Raw genomic sequence first — 16,869 nt, 5'->3', positions numbered from 1 at the left:
GCTTGCTCAGGTCCGATCCGACATCCATCTCGCGGGAGTTCATCCTCCAGCTGATGGCCTGCCACGTGAAGGAATGCATCCCCTTTCTTGCAGAGGACTGCACCTTTGCCGGGCCTTTTGCTGCAGCGCCAGGATCTGGCAAATCTGCAATCGTCGACTTCTGCGTCAAGGCGCAGCCCCTGCTTGCACAGCTTGAATATGCCATAGATTCCAACTCCAGCATCTACCGCGATACGCATACCTGTGTCACGCTCGTCTGCGCTCGGGTGCTGCGTCAGGACAAGCCTGATATCAATGGGCGCGCAACGCTTATCTGGCGGCTCACTGCCCAAGGCCCGAAGCTTGTGCATCTGCACATCTCGGCACCTGTGCTCGAGCACACATCCGAGGGCATCCGGGAATTCTTCGTGAAAGACTCCAGGAATATGCAGCCGGTCTCCCTTCTGCCGGAAGAGAGACCGCTCATCCTGAAAGATTCTGATAGCGTGACCCATGTCGTAGTGCCACGTTCCGTGCTCTATCTCGAAGCGCAGCACCAGTATGTCTGTGTCTGCCAGAAGACAGAGCGTTTCAGAATCCGCGATTCGCTTACCAACCTGCTCAGCCGTTTCCCTGGCTATTTCGTGCGGGTGCACAGAAGCTACGCCGTAAATGTCCTGTATGTCTCGAAGGTATCCCGTGAGGAGATACAGCTCGGCGATTTCGAGAAGGTCCCGATTCCCCTGAAGCAGTCTGCCCAAATACGCGAGAAGGTGCTTTCTGTCCTGAATGACACACTCGCCGCTGCGCATGCGGAATCACAGGACGCGACAAGCACACTGCCTCAGGGAGCACCCCCCGAACATACTTCCGCCTCAGAAGATGTCTCTGGGTGAAGCAGACGATGACCTGGACCCCGTATTCCGCACAACCGATTCGGAATCGCGAAACAGTTCGATTCCGCCCGGCAGCAGGCCACGGGCGGAACGGGGCTCCATATATGATCGATGGCAGGTTCACGAAGGAAGAGAGCCTATCCCATCCCGCTGGATGCGGTGGACGAGGTCAGGACGGGATCGTCCGTCTGCTCGGAGTGGTTCAGGGAAGAATGCATGAGACGCTGCCATGAAGGCAGAAAGCCGCGGAGAGGCAGAGGGCCATCAGGGCGCGCGGGAAGGCCGAGATGGCAGAGAGGCCCGTTTTGGACACATATGGCCAGCTCAGGGGCCTGGCCTTCCCGACGGCATCCGAACAGGCCCAGGGAGCTCGGGATTCGGCAGTCCATGTCCAGGCGGGCACTGCTGCCGGGACAATGCATGCATCGGGAGCTTCTGGGGACGGATGGAGGAGCAGATGGGAGACGCGGCGCATCTCCCTCCGAGGGGGCCATGGCGCCTGCAGGCAGGCACGCCGGCTGCTGCAGCGATCGCAGGAGGCAGGAGCGTCTGGGATGGCTGACCCCCATGGAGCATGCAGGAAGGTTCACTGCCTAGCAGTGTGCGGAGATTGGTGTCCACCTCAACAGCAAGATTCTGCTTTCTGCGCCTAGCGGCCGAAAAGCTCGAGCTCCTCAGCAGCTACAAGCTCCCGGTCTCCCTGTGCATGGGAGGCAACGATGAGCGTGCGGCCTTCCAGATGCCTCAGGATGAAGGCAGCAGCCTCCTTATGTGTTCTTTCGTCGAGCGAGGCGAAGGGCTCATCGAGAAGCACAAGCCCTGATGCATGGGCAAGGGCGCGGACAAGCTCGACGCGCCGTCTCTGGCCTCCCGAAAGCTCGCTCACGGCCCTGCCCAGACAATCCTCGGGCAGAAGCTCCCGAAGAAGCGCTTCCACCTCATCGCATACGAGCACAGAAGTGAGCTCCACATTCTCTTCGGGTGTATAGGCCTCTACAAGCCGTGCCTCCTGGCACATGAGCGATATGTCGTGTGGGCGCTCTATCGAGCCTGAGAGCGGCTCTGAGAGCCCCGATACACAGCTGATGAAGGTTGTCTTGCCGGCACCTGAGGCATCCGTCAGGATCCATCTTGTGCCTGCCGGAAGCGTGAAGGCCAGATGTTGTGTCAGAACCGTCGGAGATGCCCCATCTGCCGCAGGATATCCCAATGTGAGATCGCGAACAGACACTGTGGCTGAAGCATCTGAAGATTCTGCCTTGTGCCGTCCTCTGAGTGCTAGACGAAGTGCTCCCTTGCCGCTTGCCTTGAGCAGCGCCAGGAAGACCCTCTCGCAGGCCCAGGAGGCAAGCACGATCGCTATGGTCCAGGCAAAGAGGTCTGCTGTCTCGAGCAGGAGCTTCGACTGATAGACGGCTTCGCCGATCGTGCCCCGGGGAGTGCCTATGACCTCAGCTGCCACGCCTGCCTTCCATGCCATCCCGCACACATTCCTCGCGGTCCCCAGAAGGAAGGGCAGAAGCTGCTGCCAGGTATCAGCGAAAAATATCCTCATGCCCGATGTCTGCATTGCATGCAGGAGCTCGCGGAGCTTGGGGTCCTGGGCATCGAGCCCTTCAAGCATGCTGAAATAGACCGCAGGGAATACCGCCAGAAACACTGCGAGTCCTGAGACCTTCTTCGAGCCTACCCAGAGGAGCAAAAGGACGATGATGCAGACAAGGGGAATCGATTTCAGGGCATCGAAGAAGGGTGCCAGAAGCTCGCGCATGAGCCTATACCTGTGGGAGAGGAAGCCCAGCACGAGCGCCACAGCAAAGCCTGCAAGGAATCCTGCCAGGATATGCGCAAACGAGAGCGCAAGCGCTTCCCAGAAGGCAGGATCGGGCACAAAGCTCACCAGGCGCAGCACCGTATCGATGGGTCCTGCAAAGAGGATCGGACTCCCCACAAGAAGGCTCGCCGCCTCCCAGACCAAAATCCAGAAGGCAGCGACGGCAATGCGCGAGGTCCAGCTTGAATGCTTCTTCTCAGGCACAGAGCTAGGCATTGTAGTAGAAGTCGTCCTCAGGAAGAGCTCCGCCCACAGAGCTTGCGTCTGCGTCGTAGAGCACCTGGAGGTAGCCTGTCAGGCCGTCTCTCATCTCGTCTCCGGTCATGCATACGATGTTGCACTGCGGTATTGCCTTCTCGGCAATAGGCTCCTTCGCGACGATGCCGGCCTGGACAACAAGCGCTGCCGTTCCTGCCACGTCGTCTGAGCTCTTCTGGACAGACGCGGCATGGCGGGAGAGGAAGTCGGCGACTGCCTGAGGATGCTCTTCTGCAAACTCGGAGCGCACGATTGTGGCGCCCATGACATAGAGGGAGCCGGTATCTCCTGCGTACTTCTCCCACACATCCGTAAGATCGATCGGGGCTGCCAGCGCAGAGTTCTGGGCAAGCGTCGCCGTCGTGAAGGGCTGCGGAAGCACGCCCACAGCCGAAGGATCCGAGGCAAGCACCGATGCCACCTCGGTGTGCTCGCTCTGCCACTCCATCGTGACGGAGTCCGCGATGCCTGCCTGCTCGAGGAGGTAGTTCATCACATACTCAGGAGAGGAGCCCTTGCCGGAGATGTAGATGGTCTTGCCAGCAAGGTCTTCGAACTGCTGAATGGAGGAGTCGCCCGTGACGACAGAGAGGACGCCCAGGGTATTAAGGTCGATGACCTGGACCTCGCCCTTCGTCTTTGCATAGAGAACGGCAGCTGCATTGGAAGGCACGAGCGCGATATCGGCTGTGCCCTGGATCACGAGCGGCAGCACCTCGTCAGGAGCAGAGGACATCTGGTAGGCATAGGTGATGCCAGAGCCTTCCTCAGCCTCCCCTGCCTGGGAGAGATTTCCTCCGTCAGCAGGAATGCCTGCCGTATCGTTCATCATGTTCACAAGGCCGATGGTCGTGGGGCCCTTGAGAGATGCGACACGGACGACAACGTCGTCTGTCTTCTCTTCGGTCTGCGCGGTGGAAGATGCGGTCTGGGAAGAATTTCCGCAGGCTCCGAGGAATCCGGTAAGTCCAAGACCAGCCAGTGCCGCAAGAGCCTCGCGGCGTGTCACGTTACGCATATTCACATGCCTTCCTGTCATGCAGCACCGCTCGTGCTGCCTTCCAAATCGGGTACATATGAGTATAACGCCGCATGGAAGACTCAGTCCAAGCGGACATGAAGCCCGACTGAAAGAAGGCACCCTTTGAAGACCCGTGTCGCCGTTATCGGCATCATCGTGGAAGACCCCAACTCTGTCAGTGCCCTGAACGACCTTCTGCATGAATATGCACCCTGCATCATTGGCCGCATGGGCATCCCCTACCGTGCCCATCATCTGAACGTTATCAGCGTCGCCGTGGATGCGACGGATGACACGATCTCTGCCCTGGCAGGACGCATCGGGTCGCTTCCCGGCATCTCTGCGAAAGCCGCCTATTCGAATGCCTATACCGACGAAGAGGAGTAGCCATGGGAGCACATGAGATATCAGGAGACGAGCTTGATGCCTATCTTGCCTGCCCCGACTGCCCGGTCTGCGGCTCTGACGACGTGACCTGCACGCAGAGCTACCCAGATGGCCTGGGCAACATTATCAATGTCTATCTCTGCAACAAGTGCGGACACGTCTGGAGCGAAGCCACGCCGGCATAGAAGCGCACGCAAAGACAAGCAGCGCCCCATCCAGCACAGGCTGGTTGGGGCGCTTTCATGTCGCGGGCAAATAGCAGCTTCACAAAAGAAGGACCGGAGCCTTTCGGTTCCGGTCCTTCGAGCTTACATCAGGCTCTGGAGTGCGTATGCCTTATGCGTCGGCGTACATATCCTTGAGCTTGAGTAGGTGCGCGTAGCGCTCCATAGCAGCTTCCTCGTTCTCAGCGAAGAGCTCCTTTGCGCGCTCCGGGAAGGAGCGGGTCAGGGAAGCGTAGCGCGCCTCGTTCATCAGGAAGTCCTGATAGCCACCCTTCGGCTCCTTGGAGTCGAGCGTGAACTTCTTGCCTTCCGGAGCAGCGGGGTTGAAGCGGAAGAGGTTCCAGTAGCCGCAGTCCACGGCACGCTTCATCTCTTCCTGGCAGTGCATCATGCCGCCCTTCTTGATGGAGTGCATCTCGCAGGGGCTGTAGCCGATAACCAGCGACGGTCCGTCATAGGCCTCAGCCTCAGCAATGGCCTTGAGGGTCTGAGCCATATTGGCGCCCATGGCAACCTGTGCCACGTAGACGTAGCCGTAGCTCATCTCAATCTCGGCAAGGGACTTCTTCTTCGTGGTCTTGCCGGCAGCAGCGAACTGCGCGACCTGGCCGAGGTTGGAAGCCTTGGATGCCTGGCCACCCGTGTTGGAGTAGACCTCGGTATCGAAGACGAAGACATTGACATTGCGGCCAGAGGCGAGGACATGGTCGAGTCCGCCGAAGCCGATATCGTATGCCCAGCCGTCGCCGCCGAAGATCCAGAAGGACTTCTTGGACAGGAAGGACTTGTCCGCGAGGATCTCCTTTGCAGCATCGGAGCCGTTGTCCTCGAGCTGTGCGATGTAGGCGTCAGCAGCAGCACGGGACTTCAGGGAATCATTGCGGTTCTCGAGCCATGCGGTTGCAGCGTCCTTGAAGGAGTCAGAGAGGCCCTCGGTCTCGAGCAGCTTCTCAGTTGCTGCGACCAGACGGTTCTGCTCTGCCTCATAGCCGACCTCGAGGCCCATGCCGTGCTCAGCATTGTCCTCGAAGAGCGAGTTGTTCCAAGCCGGACCATGGCCGCAAGCGTTGACCGTGTACGGCGAGGTTGCTGCCGGGTTGCCCCAGATCGAGGAGCAGCCGGTGGCGTTGGAGATGAACATGCGGTCGCCGAAGAGCTGGGTGACAAGACGTGCATAGGACGTCTCGGCGCAGCCGGCGCAGGAGCCGGAGAACTCGAGCAGCGGCTTGTGGTACTGAGATGCCTTCGGGGTCTTGTCATTGGCAAGCTCGGACTTCTCGGTGACCTTGTTGACGGCGTAATCCCAGACCTCTGCCTGAGCAGCTTCCTCCTCCTGAGGAACCATGGTGAGGGCGCCGCCCTCCTTGACGTCCGACTTCGGGCAGACGTACAGGCAGTTGTAGCAGCCCATGCAGTCGAGCGGGGAGACAGCGATCGTGAACTTGTAGCCGGTGCCCTTCGGGACCTTGAGGTCGGTCATCTGCATCTGGGCAGGTGCAGCAGCAGCCTCCTCAGCGTTCATGACAACCGGACGGATGGTTGCGTGCGGGCAGACGAAGGCGCAGCTGTTGCACTGGATGCACTTCGAGGAATCCCAGCGAGGAACCATGACTGCGGTGCCGCGCTTCTCGTAGGCAGAAGCGCCCAGCTCCCACTGGCCATCCGGGTTCTGCTTGAAGGCAGAGACCGGCAGGGAGTCGCCGTCCATCAGGTTGATCGGGGTGAGAAGGTCCTTGACCTGCTTGACGATAGCCTCGCGGCCCTCGAGCGTCAGGGTCTTCGGTGCATCCTGAGCATCTGCCCAGTCAGCAGGCACCTCGAACTTGTGGAATGCGGTTGCGCCGGCGTCGATTGCCTTCCAGTTGGCCTCGACGATTGCCTGGCCCTTCTTGGCATAGGACTTCTCAGCAGCATCCTTCATGTACTGGAGAGCATCCTCAGCAGGCAGGACCTTGGCGAGAGCGAAGAACGCGGACTGAAGGACCGTGTTCGTGCGCTTGCCCATGCCGACCTTGGCAGCAAGGTCGATAGCGTCAATCAGGTAGACGGAGATGTTGTTCTTCGCGATGTAGCGCTTTGCCTCGGCAGGAAGCTTCTCGGCGAACTCTTCGTCAGACCACTGGCAGTTCACGAGGAAGGTGCCGCCCGGCTTGACATCGCGGACCATCTTGAAGCCCTTGATGATGTAGGAGGGGTTGTGGCAGGCGACGAAGTCGGCCTTCGTGACGTAGTACGGCGAGCGGATCGGGGAATCGCCGAAGCGCAGGTGGGAGATCGTCACGCCGCCAGTCTTCTTGGAGTCATACTGGAAGTATGCCTGGACATACTTGTCGGTATGGTCGCCGATAATCTTGATGGAGTTCTTGTTCGCGCCGACCGTGCCGTCGCCACCGAGACCCCAGAACTTGCACTCGATGGTGCCAGGGGCTGCGGTGTTCGGAGCATCCGGATCCATCGGGAGCGAGAGGTTCGTGACATCGTCGACGATGCCGATCGTGAACTCGCGCTTGGGCTGGTCCTTCTTGAGCTCCTCGTAGACGGAGAATGCTGCCGCAGGCGGCTCGTCCTTCGAGCCCAGGCCATAGCGGCCGCCGGTCACGACGAGGTCAGAACGGCCTGCCTCGTAGAGAGCAGCGACGACATCCTCGTAGAGCGGCTCGCCGATGGAGCCCGGCTCCTTGGTGCGGTCGAGGACAGCGATCTTCTTGACGGTCTTCGGGAGTGCTGCCACGAAGGACTTGATGTCGAACGGACGGTACAGGCGGACCTTCACGAGGCCGACCTTCTCGCCGTGGGCGTTGAGGTAGTCGATGACCTCCTCGAGCGTATCGCAGAAGGAGCCCATGCAGACGACGACGCGGTCTGCGTCCTCGGCGCCATAGTAGTCGAACAGGTGATAGCTCGTGCCGAGCTTCGCGTTGATCTTGTCCATGTATGCCTGGACGATCTCAGGAAGCTTGTCGTAGGTCGCGTTGCAGGCCTCACGATGCTGGAAGAAGATATCGCCGTTCTCGTGCGCGCCACGGGCATGCGGATGCTCAGGGTTGAGTGCGTGGTCACGGAAGCGCTGGACAGCGTCCATGTCGAGCATGTCCTTGAGGTCGTCGAAGTCCCACATAGCGACCTTCTGGATCTCGTGGGACGTGCGGAAGCCGTCGAAGAAGTTCAGGAACGGCACGCCGCCCTCGATGGCAGCAAGGTGTGCCACAGGAGCGAGGTCCATGACCTCCTGGACATTGCCCTCAGCGAGCATTGCGAAACCGGTCTGGCGGCAAGCCATGACATCAGAGTGATCGCCGAAGATGTTCAGAGCATGGGTCGCGACCGTACGGGCGCTGACGTGGAAGACTGCAGGCAGTCCCTCAGCAGCGATCTTGTACATGTTCGGGATCATGAGGAGCAGGCCCTGAGATGCCGTGTAGGTGGTCGTCAGAGCACCAGCACCAAGGGAACCGTGCACGGTGCCTGAAGCACCTGCCTCAGACTCCATCTCGACAACCTTGACAGGCGTGCCGAAGATGTTCTTCAGGCCCTGGGCTGCCCACTGATCGACGTGGTCTGCCATTGGGCTGGACGGGGTGATCGGGTAGATGCCCGCCACCTCGGTGAACGCATACGAGACCCACGCAGCGGCCTCGTTGCCGTCCATCGACTTGAACTTTCTTGCCATATCCTCTCCTTCGAAGCGATACGGTCCGCCTTGCGGCGGCTGTGCAAACGTGCGGCCGCAGGACAAGTCCTGCAGCACTTTACGCGCCCAAACCGGTACTTCCCAATACGGATTGAACCCATACGGCATCTATGATACCGCATAGAAACGCGCTCGGCACGCAATTCGGCCTTCCCTCTCGGACTGTGCTGGCTACCAGCGCATACACCTTCCTCGAGTTCCAGTCAATGCGGCGTATACCCAAGATGTGTGCTCTATTTCAGCAGGTAAAAGGCTTGCACAAGGAAACTGGCTGCTGCAGAAAAACTGTCAGATAGCCCATTCGGACGCCTATGCACGCAAACAACAGCCTGAAGAACGTTCACCAGCTTATTCTTCCACTCACAAAAATATGCTTGACAATATGCAGATTGATGTAATCCATTCTTCTGGATAATCTCACCCCGTCAGACACCATCCAGCATTCCAGTGCAGATTGCCCAGATGCTTAGTATTCTAAAAACATAGGACAGAAGGAGCCATCAAAGCCAAGCGCAATCATGCTGCCATACCGTTCGCCGCAGGCAAGAGTCTCTGGCTTTGTTGTACAACAATTTTCTTTCAGCTCTGTATAAAGTCGCGAATAGCGTTCAAGCCCCATCGGCAACGCAGAGCACTTAAAGGCCATGCTGGACGGAGATGGCATCATCGAGAGGAGACTCAGATGCTCTATCTGATGGACGATGAAGATCAAGGCAATGTTGTTGAGAAGACATTCGCTGAATTGGGCATGAAGGAAAGCGACGTCGAAGACCTCCTCCGCAAGCACATTGAATTGGTATGTGATGATGACGAGAACATGCTCGTCATTGGCGAACAGGTTGTGAATGAGGAAAAGGCCAGAAGCGATCTTACTGCTCTGGATGGGGATGGCAACATCGTCCTTATTGAAATCAAGAGAGACCCAGCCGATATCAAGATGCGTGCTGAGGCTTTCGAATTCCAGGCAATTCGATATGCAGCCACCTGTGCTAGCATCACAACAATTGATGAGCTTGTCCAATATGTCTATGGCCGCTACGTCGAACAGCACAAGGGCGAATTCACTGATACCGACAAGCTCACGTCAACAGAAGTTGCTACACGCAAGCTCAACCAGTTCATCGACGACAATGATATTCAGACCTTCAATGCGCAACAGCGCATCATTCTTGTTGCCTCTGATTTTGACGACCAGACTATCTCTGCTGTTGCCTGGCTCGATGCAAACAATGTCGATATCTCCTGCTATCGTCTGACCCCTTATCAGGTCGGAGATAATACGCTGATTCACTCCACAAAGATTCTGCCGCTTGGCTCCTATCAAGACCTCTATGTTGGCGTCTCGCACACCACCTCCCAAACAAGCAAATCAAGAAGGGTGAGCGGACGCACAAGGAAGAGCAAGCCAAGAATCAAGCAGCTCATTGAAGCTGGAGTCGTAGACGTAGGCGCGACCCTTTATGCCAAGAATCATGAAGATCAGCGCGTAACTCTACTGCAGGATGGAAAAGTAAAGCTCGCTTCTGGCAATGTCATCAGTCTCAATGCGTGGCTTCAAGGTGTATATGGATGGAGCTCAGTAGACGTATATGAGTGGGCCATCGATGAAAAGACCCACAAGACACTTGATGAGCTCAGAAACGCATGGCTCATCGCCCAAGCGAAGGCCGACGCTCAAGAGGAATCAGACGCGCAGACAGAAGAAAATACGTCCACAGCAGAGTAAGTCCTCTTGTATTCCCCGCAAAGAGAATCGTGTTGTCTGTTCAGAAGTCCTCGCGCATTTGCAGGGACTCCTTCGTATCTCGGAGCAATGCGTTTTACCCTACACGCCAACTTCCAGGAACATGGTGTAGGGTAAAAATGGCACAAGAGACCTACCTCCTTGTCATCTAAGGCCAGCCAGATAGCTACCAAGCAACATCTCGTAAGGACTCACTGCAATGCCAGATCGCTCTCCTGTAGGACAGCAGTAGGGATGGCTTAACGACCCAATCTCGGAAAATTTGCGATATATGGGTCGTTAAAGCCCCTTTCTACATATCCCTGAAAGCCTTGCGGCGGCCGCAAGCTCCTTTCTCCTCCCTGTGCATTGCACAGCTAGCACACTACATCTTCCCATCTCATCTCCCCTTCCATCCGCTATCGTTATGCTGACAGTTCTTTAGATCCAAGGGGCGTGTGAGCCATGCAGAAATACGGACCGAAGCCTTCAGGCAGGAAGGGACCCGAACAGAAGAAGGGGCCGTCTGCCCATGAGCACAGCCATGCGCATGCACAGGGCGCAGGCAAGCCCAAGGCACAGCACCAGCATGCTCCGAAGGCACTTCATGCACAGCATGCGCCGCAGCAGAAGGCAGAGCATCACTCGAAGCACGGAGGACCTGTTCCTCCCGTGACGCCGAAGCCTACCCGCGACCAGTTCATGCCGGTCTCGAAGGCTGACATGGAAGCGCATGGCTGGGACCAGTGCGACTTCGTCTTCGTAATCGGCGATGCCTATGTGGACCATCCATCATTCGCCCCTGCCATCATCTCCCGTGTCCTCGAGGAGCATGGCTACCGTGTCGGCATCATCCCCCAGCCCGACTGGCACGATCCTGCCTCTGTCACGATCCTGGGAGAGCCGAAGCTCGGCTTCCTCATCTGCGGCGGCAACATGGACTCGATGGTCCTGCATTACACCGTGGCAAAGCACCACAGAACCGAGGACTTCTACACCCCTGGTGGCGTCATGGGCAAGCGCCCGGACCATGCTGACGTGGTCTATGGCAACCTCATCAGGCGCACGTACAAGCACACGCCGATCATCCTGGGCGGCATCGAGGCATCGCTCAGACGGCTTGCCCACTATGACTACTGGTCTGACAAGCTGAAGCGCTCGATACTCCTCGATTCCGGTGCCGACCTTATCGTCTATGGCATGGGAGAGCGCCAGATTGTGGAGATCGCAGATGCCCTTGCCTCCGGCATAGAAGCAAAAGACATCTCCTGGATCCAGGGAACGGTCTACCGTGCCCGGAGCTATGAGCAGTGCGACCGGCCTGTGATCCTTCCCTCCTGGGACGAACTCAACAGCGACAAGAAGGTCTACGCAGAGTCGTTCGGCATCCAGTGCCGAAACCTCAATCCGTTCCTTTCGCACGCGCTTGTCGAGCCCTATCCGCATGACATCTACGTGATCCAGAACCCGCCGGCAAAGCCGCTCTCCACAGAGGAGCTCGATGAAGTCTATGAGCTTCCCTATACGCGTGCATCGCATCCGATGTATGACGCAGAAGGCGGCATCCCTGCCTTGAAGGAAGTGAAGTTCTCCCTTGCAAGCAACAGGGGCTGCCTCGGCGAGTGCGCCTTCTGCGCCCTCAACTTCCATCAGGGCAGGATCATCCAGGCCAGAAGCGAGGAATCGCTCCTGCGCGAGGCTGAGACCATGACCCACGACCCTGACTTCAAGGGCTATATCCACGATGTGGGTGGCCCCACTGCCCAGTTCATGGTCCGTGCCTGCCAGAAGCAGGCGACAGCAGGTGCCTGCACGAACAGGCGCTGCCTCTCTCCTACTCCCTGCAAGAACCTCACGGTCTCCCACAAGCGCTATGTGCACCTGCTCCGGAAGCTCCGCGAGCTTCCCGGCGTCAAGAAGGTCTTCATCAGGAGCGGCATCCGCTTCGACTATGCGATGCTCGACTCCGACCATACCTTCATCAAGGAGCTTGCCGAGTACCACACCTCGGGCCAGCTGCGCCTGGCACCGGAGCATGTGTGCTCCGAGGTCCTCGATGTGATGGGCAAGCCTTCGAACGATCTCTATGAGGGCTTCTGCAAGGAGTTCGAGAAGTACAGCAAGGAAGCTGGCAAGGAGCAGTATGTCCTTCCCTACCTTATGAGCAGCCACCCCGGCTCCACGATGGAAGTGGCCGTGAAGCTTGCCGAGTTCTGCCGCGACCTTGGCTACAACCCCGAGCAGGTAAGCGACTTCTATCCGACGCCGTCCACGGTCTCGACCTGCATCTTCTATACGGGACTCGATCCGAGGACGATGAAGCCGGTCTATTGCCCGACGAACCCGCATGAGAAGGCCATGCAGCGCGCCCTCATCCAGTACCGCGACCCGGACAACTACGACCTCGTCGTCGAAGCGCTCCACAAGGCACACCGCGAGGACCTCATCGGCTATAGACCGAAGTGCCTCGTGAAGCCGACCCGTCCGCCGAGACAGGAGAAGGGCGCTCCGCACCACCACGGCAAGGGCCCGAAAGGAAAGGCAGGCAGCAAGCGCCCACACGAGCCAGGCAGAAAACCGCAGGGCAAGAGCAGCCCGCACCAGAGAAGCCAGCACCGGTAGACAAGAAAAGCCTCGGACACCGGATGTCCGAGGCCTTCTTTATGAGCTTTGACTCTTGTCTATTCTGCTACTCGAGCTCGAGGGCACCTGTCGCCAGCTGCCAGTACTCACCCTTCTGGGCCAGGAGCTCCTCATGCGTGCCGCGCTCGACTATTCTGCCATGCTCGAGCACCATGATCGCGTTCGCATTGCGCACGGTCGAGAGACGGTGTGCGATAACGAAGACCGTGCGTCCCTGCATGAGGGCATCCATGCCGCGCTGGATCAGGGCTTCGGTACGGGTATCCACGCTCGACGTCGCCTCGTCGAGGATGAGGACCGGCGGGTCTGCCACGGCAGCACGGGCGATTGCAAGAAGCTGGCGCTGGCCCTGCGAGAGGTTCGCACCGTCTGCTGCAATCTTCGTATCGTAGCCCTTGGGAAGGCGGCTAATGAAGGAGTCGGCATTGGCAACCTTTGCTGCCTTCCGCACTTCCTCATCAGTTGCGTCGAGCTTGCCGAAGCGGATGTTGTCTGCAACGGTCCCCTCGAAGAGGTGCGTGTCCTGAAGGACCATGCCAAGAGACTCCCTGAGGGCTCCCAGCTGCATGTCGCAGATATCAATCCCGTCGTAGGTGATCGTGCCTGCATTCAGCGCATAGAAGCGGTTGATGAGGTTCGTGATCGTCGTCTTGCCAGCACCCGTGGAACCGACAAAGGCAATCTTCTGGCCTGGCTTTGCATAGAGGGAGAGATCCTTGAGCACGGTCTGTCCCGGCACATAGCCGAACGTCACATCGTGGAAGCGCACATCGCCCTTGAGAGGCACCTCTTCGCCGTCTTCCTTCTTCCAGGCCCACTCATCCTTTGCCGTGCGGACAAGGCGCACCGTGCCCTCGTCCTCTTCCTGCGGAAGCTCGAGCACCTGGAAGATGCGCTCGGCTCCGGCCAGGGCGGTCAGCATGAACGAGCCCAGCTGCGTGAACTGGTTGATTGGCATCGCTGCCTGGCGCACGAAGACAAGGTAGCTTGCCAGAGATCCTGCATCCATGGAGCCGTAAAGCGCAAGGAACGCTCCTGCCACGGCGACGATTGCATAGTTCGCATAGCTGATCGATACCGTGGCAGGCACCATCGTGGCAGCGTAGGCCTGGGCAGAGGTGCCGGACTGCTGGAGGCTGGCATTCAAGGCCCTGAAGCCTTCGAGGTTTTCCCTCTCATGGTTGAAGACCTTCACGACCTTCTGGCCAGAGATCATCTCCTCGACGTAGCCATCAAGCTCTCCCAGAGTCTTCTGCTGCTTCGAGAAGAGGCGCTTCGAGCGCCTGCCGGAGAAGCGGATGTAGAAGAAGATCACAATGTCGCAGCCGACCGTGATGAACGTGAGCCTCCAGTCGAGGACGAAGAGGAGGATGAGCGTGCCCACCATCTGGATGCCGGCCTGCACCATGGCAGCGAAGCCGTTGTTCAGGGCTTCGGAGACGGTATCCACATCGTTCGTGAAGAAGCTCATCGCATCGCCTGTACGGGTACGGTCGAACCAGGAGAGCGGCAGGTGCTCCATATGCGCGAAGAGATCGCGGCGCATATCGAAGACGACCTTCTGCGCAGCCCTCACCATGATCTGCGTATAGCCCATGGCAGAGGCGACGCCCAGAGCATAGATGATGGCCGTGAGGACGACGAGATGCACGAAGCGGCCGTACTCCCCTGCCGCCACGGCATTCACGACCGGCTTGATCATGTACGTGCCAAGAAGGTTGCCAAGGCCTGCAATCGTCACGAGCACGGCGACGGCAAGCATCTGCATCTTTGCATGGCCCATGTATCCCAGAAGGATCCTGAGGGTATGGCGGAGATTCTTCGGACGTGCCGGAGCCGCTCCTCTTCCTGCCATCTCATGCCTCCTTTCCGAGCAAGCCCTGCGAGTGGCAGAGTTCCTGATAGATTGGGTCTTTTGCCAGAAGCTCCTCATGCGTGCCGAAGCCTTCGATCTTTCCGTCATCCAGGATCAAGATCTTGTCTGCCTCGGCCACAGATGCCACGCGCTGGGCAACGATGACCTTCGTGACATCGGTGAGCTCTGCGAGGTGCTTCCTGATCCTTGCATCTGTCATCATGTCCACAGCGCTCGTGGAATCATCGAATACCAGGACCTTCGGCTTCTTCAGGAGCGTGCGCGCGATGCACAGGCGCTGGCGCTGGCCGCCCGAGACGTTCGATCCTCCATGTCCCAGGTCTCCGTCAAGGCCGCCTATGCGCTCGAGGAACTCGTCTGCACAGGCAATCCGGCAGGCTTCGAGGAGCTCTTCGTCCGTTGCCTCCTCATTGCCCCACGTGAGGTTTTCCCTCACCGTGCCCGTGAAGAGCACATTCTTCTGAAGGACGATGCCAACAGCATCGCGCAGGGCCGGCAATGCATAGTCGCGCACATCGTGGCCTCCGACCTCAACCGTACCTTCTGAGGCATCGTAGAGGCGTGCCAGAAGCTGCACGAGGGAGCTCTTGCCAGAACCCGTGCCGCCAAGTATGCCCAGGGTCGTCCCCGCAGGGACCGCAAAGCTGATATGCGAGAGCACCGGCTTTTCCGCATCGGCAGCGTACTGGAAGCTCACATCCCTGAACGCGATGCTGCCATCAGGCACCTGCCCGAGCGCCTTGCCACGGGGCAGCTGCGCTAACGCCGGCGTCTCTTCAAGCACCTCGCCCACGCGGTGGATGCTCGTGAGCGCACGCGCCAGCAGCAGGAACACATTGGAGAACATGTTGAGCGAGTTCATGATCAGGAGCACGTAGCTCATAAAGCCGGTGAGCGCACCCACCCCGAGCTCTCCTGCCAGGATGAGCTGACCTCCGAACCACAGGAGCGCGATGCTCGTCACGTTCATCGCAAGCTGGAAGACCGGCAGGTTCAAGACAGCTGTAGAGAACGTCTGGGTAGCCGTGCCGGCAAGCCTCCTGTTGACCTCGGCAAAGCGCTCCTCTGCCCAGGGCTCCCTCACATAGGCCTTGATGGCACGTATTGCGACAAGATTCTCCTCGAGGACGGAATTGAGCCGGTCCATCGAGGACTGGAGCTTCGCGAAGAGCGGCGCTGCATGCGACACGATAAGGAAGAGCGCAAGCGCCAGGCAGGGCAGGACGACGACGAAGACGACTGCAAGCTTCGCGCTCATGGTGAATGACAGGACCAGGCCCATAACAAGCATGACCGGGCTGCGCAGAAGCGGCCTGAAGCCCTGGACCAGCGCATTCTGTATCACCGTGATGTCGGTCGTGAGACGCGTCACCAGAGACGAGGTCTCGAACGAGTCGAGATTCGCAAACGAGAGCTTCTGCACATGGGCATAGGCTGTCTCGCGCAGGTTCGCGCCGAAGCCCATCGAGGCAATAGCGGAAAAGCGTGCATAGCCAAGGCCCAGCAGGCCCGCAATGACGGCAAGGGCGACCATCTCGGCACCGACGAGGAAGATGCCGTGCACATCCTGGGCAGGAATCTCCACGTCCACCATCTGCGCCATCATGAACGGGATGAAGAGCTCGAGCGTCGCTTCGGCAAAGGCGCATATGGTTGCAATGAGGAAAGCACGGCGGTAGGGCTTCAGGGCAGCGCCCACGATCTTGAGATCGTCTGCTCCTGCGCTTTGGGCCGCCCTGTCGGCAGTGGCTTCTCTAGGCACCATGCGTCTCCTTCTTCTCCAGGCATGCGAAGCTGTCATGGATATTCGCGAGTCCCTTCGCAAGCGTCTGCCTCTCCTCTTCCGTAAGGCCGGAAAGCATGATGTCATCCGCTTCGTCGCAGGCTGCTTCCCAGACGGCCAGCGCTTCATGGCCTTTCTGGGTGAGCTCTGCCTGCCTCATGCGGGCATCGGACCCCTTGAAGATGCGGACAAAGCCGCCTTTCAGCAGGGAGTCGAACATGCGCGACACGGCTGCACAGTCGATCTCGAAGAAGCGTGCGATATCGGACTGCGATGAAGGCCCATGCACAGCAAGATAGCTCAGCACCTTCGGCTGCCCCGGGCCCAGGCCGGCATGGGCCACCTGTGCCCTCAGATAGTTCGTCTGGGCATGGTAGGCTCTGACCACCAGCATGTGCATATCGGTGAGGGTGCGGCCCTCCCGGAGCGCTTTGGCTCCCCTCTCGTCCTCAGACATGCCAGCTCCACTCTTTGACATATCAATGTTTTGCAAGACAAAGCTTACTCTAGCCATAACTAGCATGTCAGATTGAATGGGGCTTTACATAGAGTTG

The 16,869-nt window shown here is 58.7% G+C and carries 11 protein-coding genes; 5 read left to right on the top strand and 6 right to left on the bottom strand.

The annotated features are described in order from the left end of the window. Window positions 1–2: 2 nt before the first annotated feature. Window positions 3–875, top strand: coding sequence for a LytTR family transcriptional regulator DNA-binding domain-containing protein (locus tag ABVS03_RS01210; RefSeq protein WP_368017687.1), 873 nt, complete (start codon window positions 3–5; stop codon window positions 873–875). Between the two features lie 649 nt (window positions 876–1,524). On the opposite strand, the gene ABVS03_RS01205 is transcribed toward ABVS03_RS01210, so the two are convergent. Both ABVS03_RS01205 and ABVS03_RS01200 read right to left on the bottom strand, forming a co-directional pair. Next, window positions 1,525–2,913 carry an ATP-binding cassette domain-containing protein gene (locus ABVS03_RS01205; protein ID WP_368017686.1) on the bottom strand — a complete coding sequence of 463 codons (1,389 nt, stop codon included), beginning with the start codon at window positions 2,911–2,913 and terminating at the stop codon, window positions 1,525–1,527. A gap of 4 nt (window positions 2,914–2,917) precedes the next feature. Next, window positions 2,918–3,985, bottom strand: a complete 1,068-nt coding sequence (locus ABVS03_RS01200) for an ABC transporter substrate-binding protein (protein WP_368017685.1) — start codon at window positions 3,983–3,985, stop codon at window positions 2,918–2,920. A gap of 126 nt (window positions 3,986–4,111) precedes the next feature. On the opposite strand from ABVS03_RS01200, the gene ABVS03_RS01195 reads away from it, so the two are divergent. Both ABVS03_RS01195 and ABVS03_RS01190 read left to right on the top strand, forming a co-directional pair. Next, window positions 4,112–4,375 carry a TM1266 family iron-only hydrogenase system putative regulator gene (locus ABVS03_RS01195; protein WP_368017684.1) on the top strand — a complete coding sequence of 88 codons (264 nt, stop codon included), beginning with the start codon at window positions 4,112–4,114 and terminating at the stop codon, window positions 4,373–4,375. 2 nt (window positions 4,376–4,377) lie between these two features. Then, window positions 4,378–4,560, top strand: a complete 183-nt coding sequence (locus ABVS03_RS01190) for a hypothetical protein (protein ID WP_368017683.1) — start codon at window positions 4,378–4,380, stop codon at window positions 4,558–4,560. Window positions 4,561–4,711: 151 nt separating this feature from the next. Here ABVS03_RS01190 and nifJ read toward each other — a convergent pair whose 3' ends face one another. Then, the gene (nifJ, locus tag ABVS03_RS01185; RefSeq protein WP_368017682.1) at window positions 4,712–8,269 is read right to left on the bottom strand and encodes a pyruvate:ferredoxin (flavodoxin) oxidoreductase; all 3,558 of its coding nucleotides are present in this window, start codon (window positions 8,267–8,269) and stop codon (window positions 4,712–4,714) included. Window positions 8,270–8,972: 703 nt separating this feature from the next. Between nifJ and ABVS03_RS01180 the strand changes: the two genes are divergently transcribed. Further along, the gene (locus ABVS03_RS01180) at window positions 8,973–10,016 is read left to right on the top strand and encodes a hypothetical protein (protein WP_368017681.1); all 1,044 of its coding nucleotides are present in this window, start codon (window positions 8,973–8,975) and stop codon (window positions 10,014–10,016) included. Window positions 10,017–10,478: 462 nt separating this feature from the next. Next, a complete protein-coding gene (locus ABVS03_RS01175; RefSeq protein WP_368017680.1) occupies window positions 10,479–12,635 on the top strand; it encodes a YgiQ family radical SAM protein in 2,157 nt (718 codons plus the stop codon). A 67-nt stretch (window positions 12,636–12,702) separates the two neighbouring features. Here ABVS03_RS01175 and ABVS03_RS01170 read toward each other — a convergent pair whose 3' ends face one another. Genes ABVS03_RS01170 through ABVS03_RS01160 form a run of 3 tightly spaced genes read right to left on the bottom strand, consistent with a single transcriptional unit; the run spans window position 12,703 to window position 16,772 of the window. Next, window positions 12,703–14,511: an ABC transporter ATP-binding protein gene (locus tag ABVS03_RS01170; protein ID WP_368017679.1), complete on the bottom strand. Its 1,809-nt coding sequence runs from the start codon at window positions 14,509–14,511 to the stop codon at window positions 12,703–12,705. Between the two features lies 1 nt (window position 14,512). Further along, on the bottom strand, window positions 14,513–16,297 hold the full coding sequence (locus tag ABVS03_RS01165; RefSeq protein WP_368017678.1) for an ABC transporter ATP-binding protein: 1,785 nt from the start codon (window positions 16,295–16,297) through the stop codon (window positions 14,513–14,515). After that, complete coding sequence (locus ABVS03_RS01160; RefSeq protein ID WP_368017677.1) at window positions 16,287–16,772, bottom strand: MarR family winged helix-turn-helix transcriptional regulator; 486 nt, start codon at window positions 16,770–16,772, stop codon at window positions 16,287–16,289. The genes ABVS03_RS01165 and ABVS03_RS01160 overlap by 11 nt, the downstream gene beginning before the upstream one ends. Window positions 16,773–16,869: the final 97 nt, after the last annotated feature.

The organism is Olsenella sp. AGMB03486 (genome assembly GCF_040884255.1).
In the GTDB taxonomy this organism is placed as follows: Bacteria; Actinomycetota; Coriobacteriia; order Coriobacteriales; family Atopobiaceae; genus Olsenella_L; species Olsenella_L kribbiana.
Note: the sequence above shows the minus strand (reverse complement) of the source record. Positions and strands in the feature narration are given on the sequence as shown.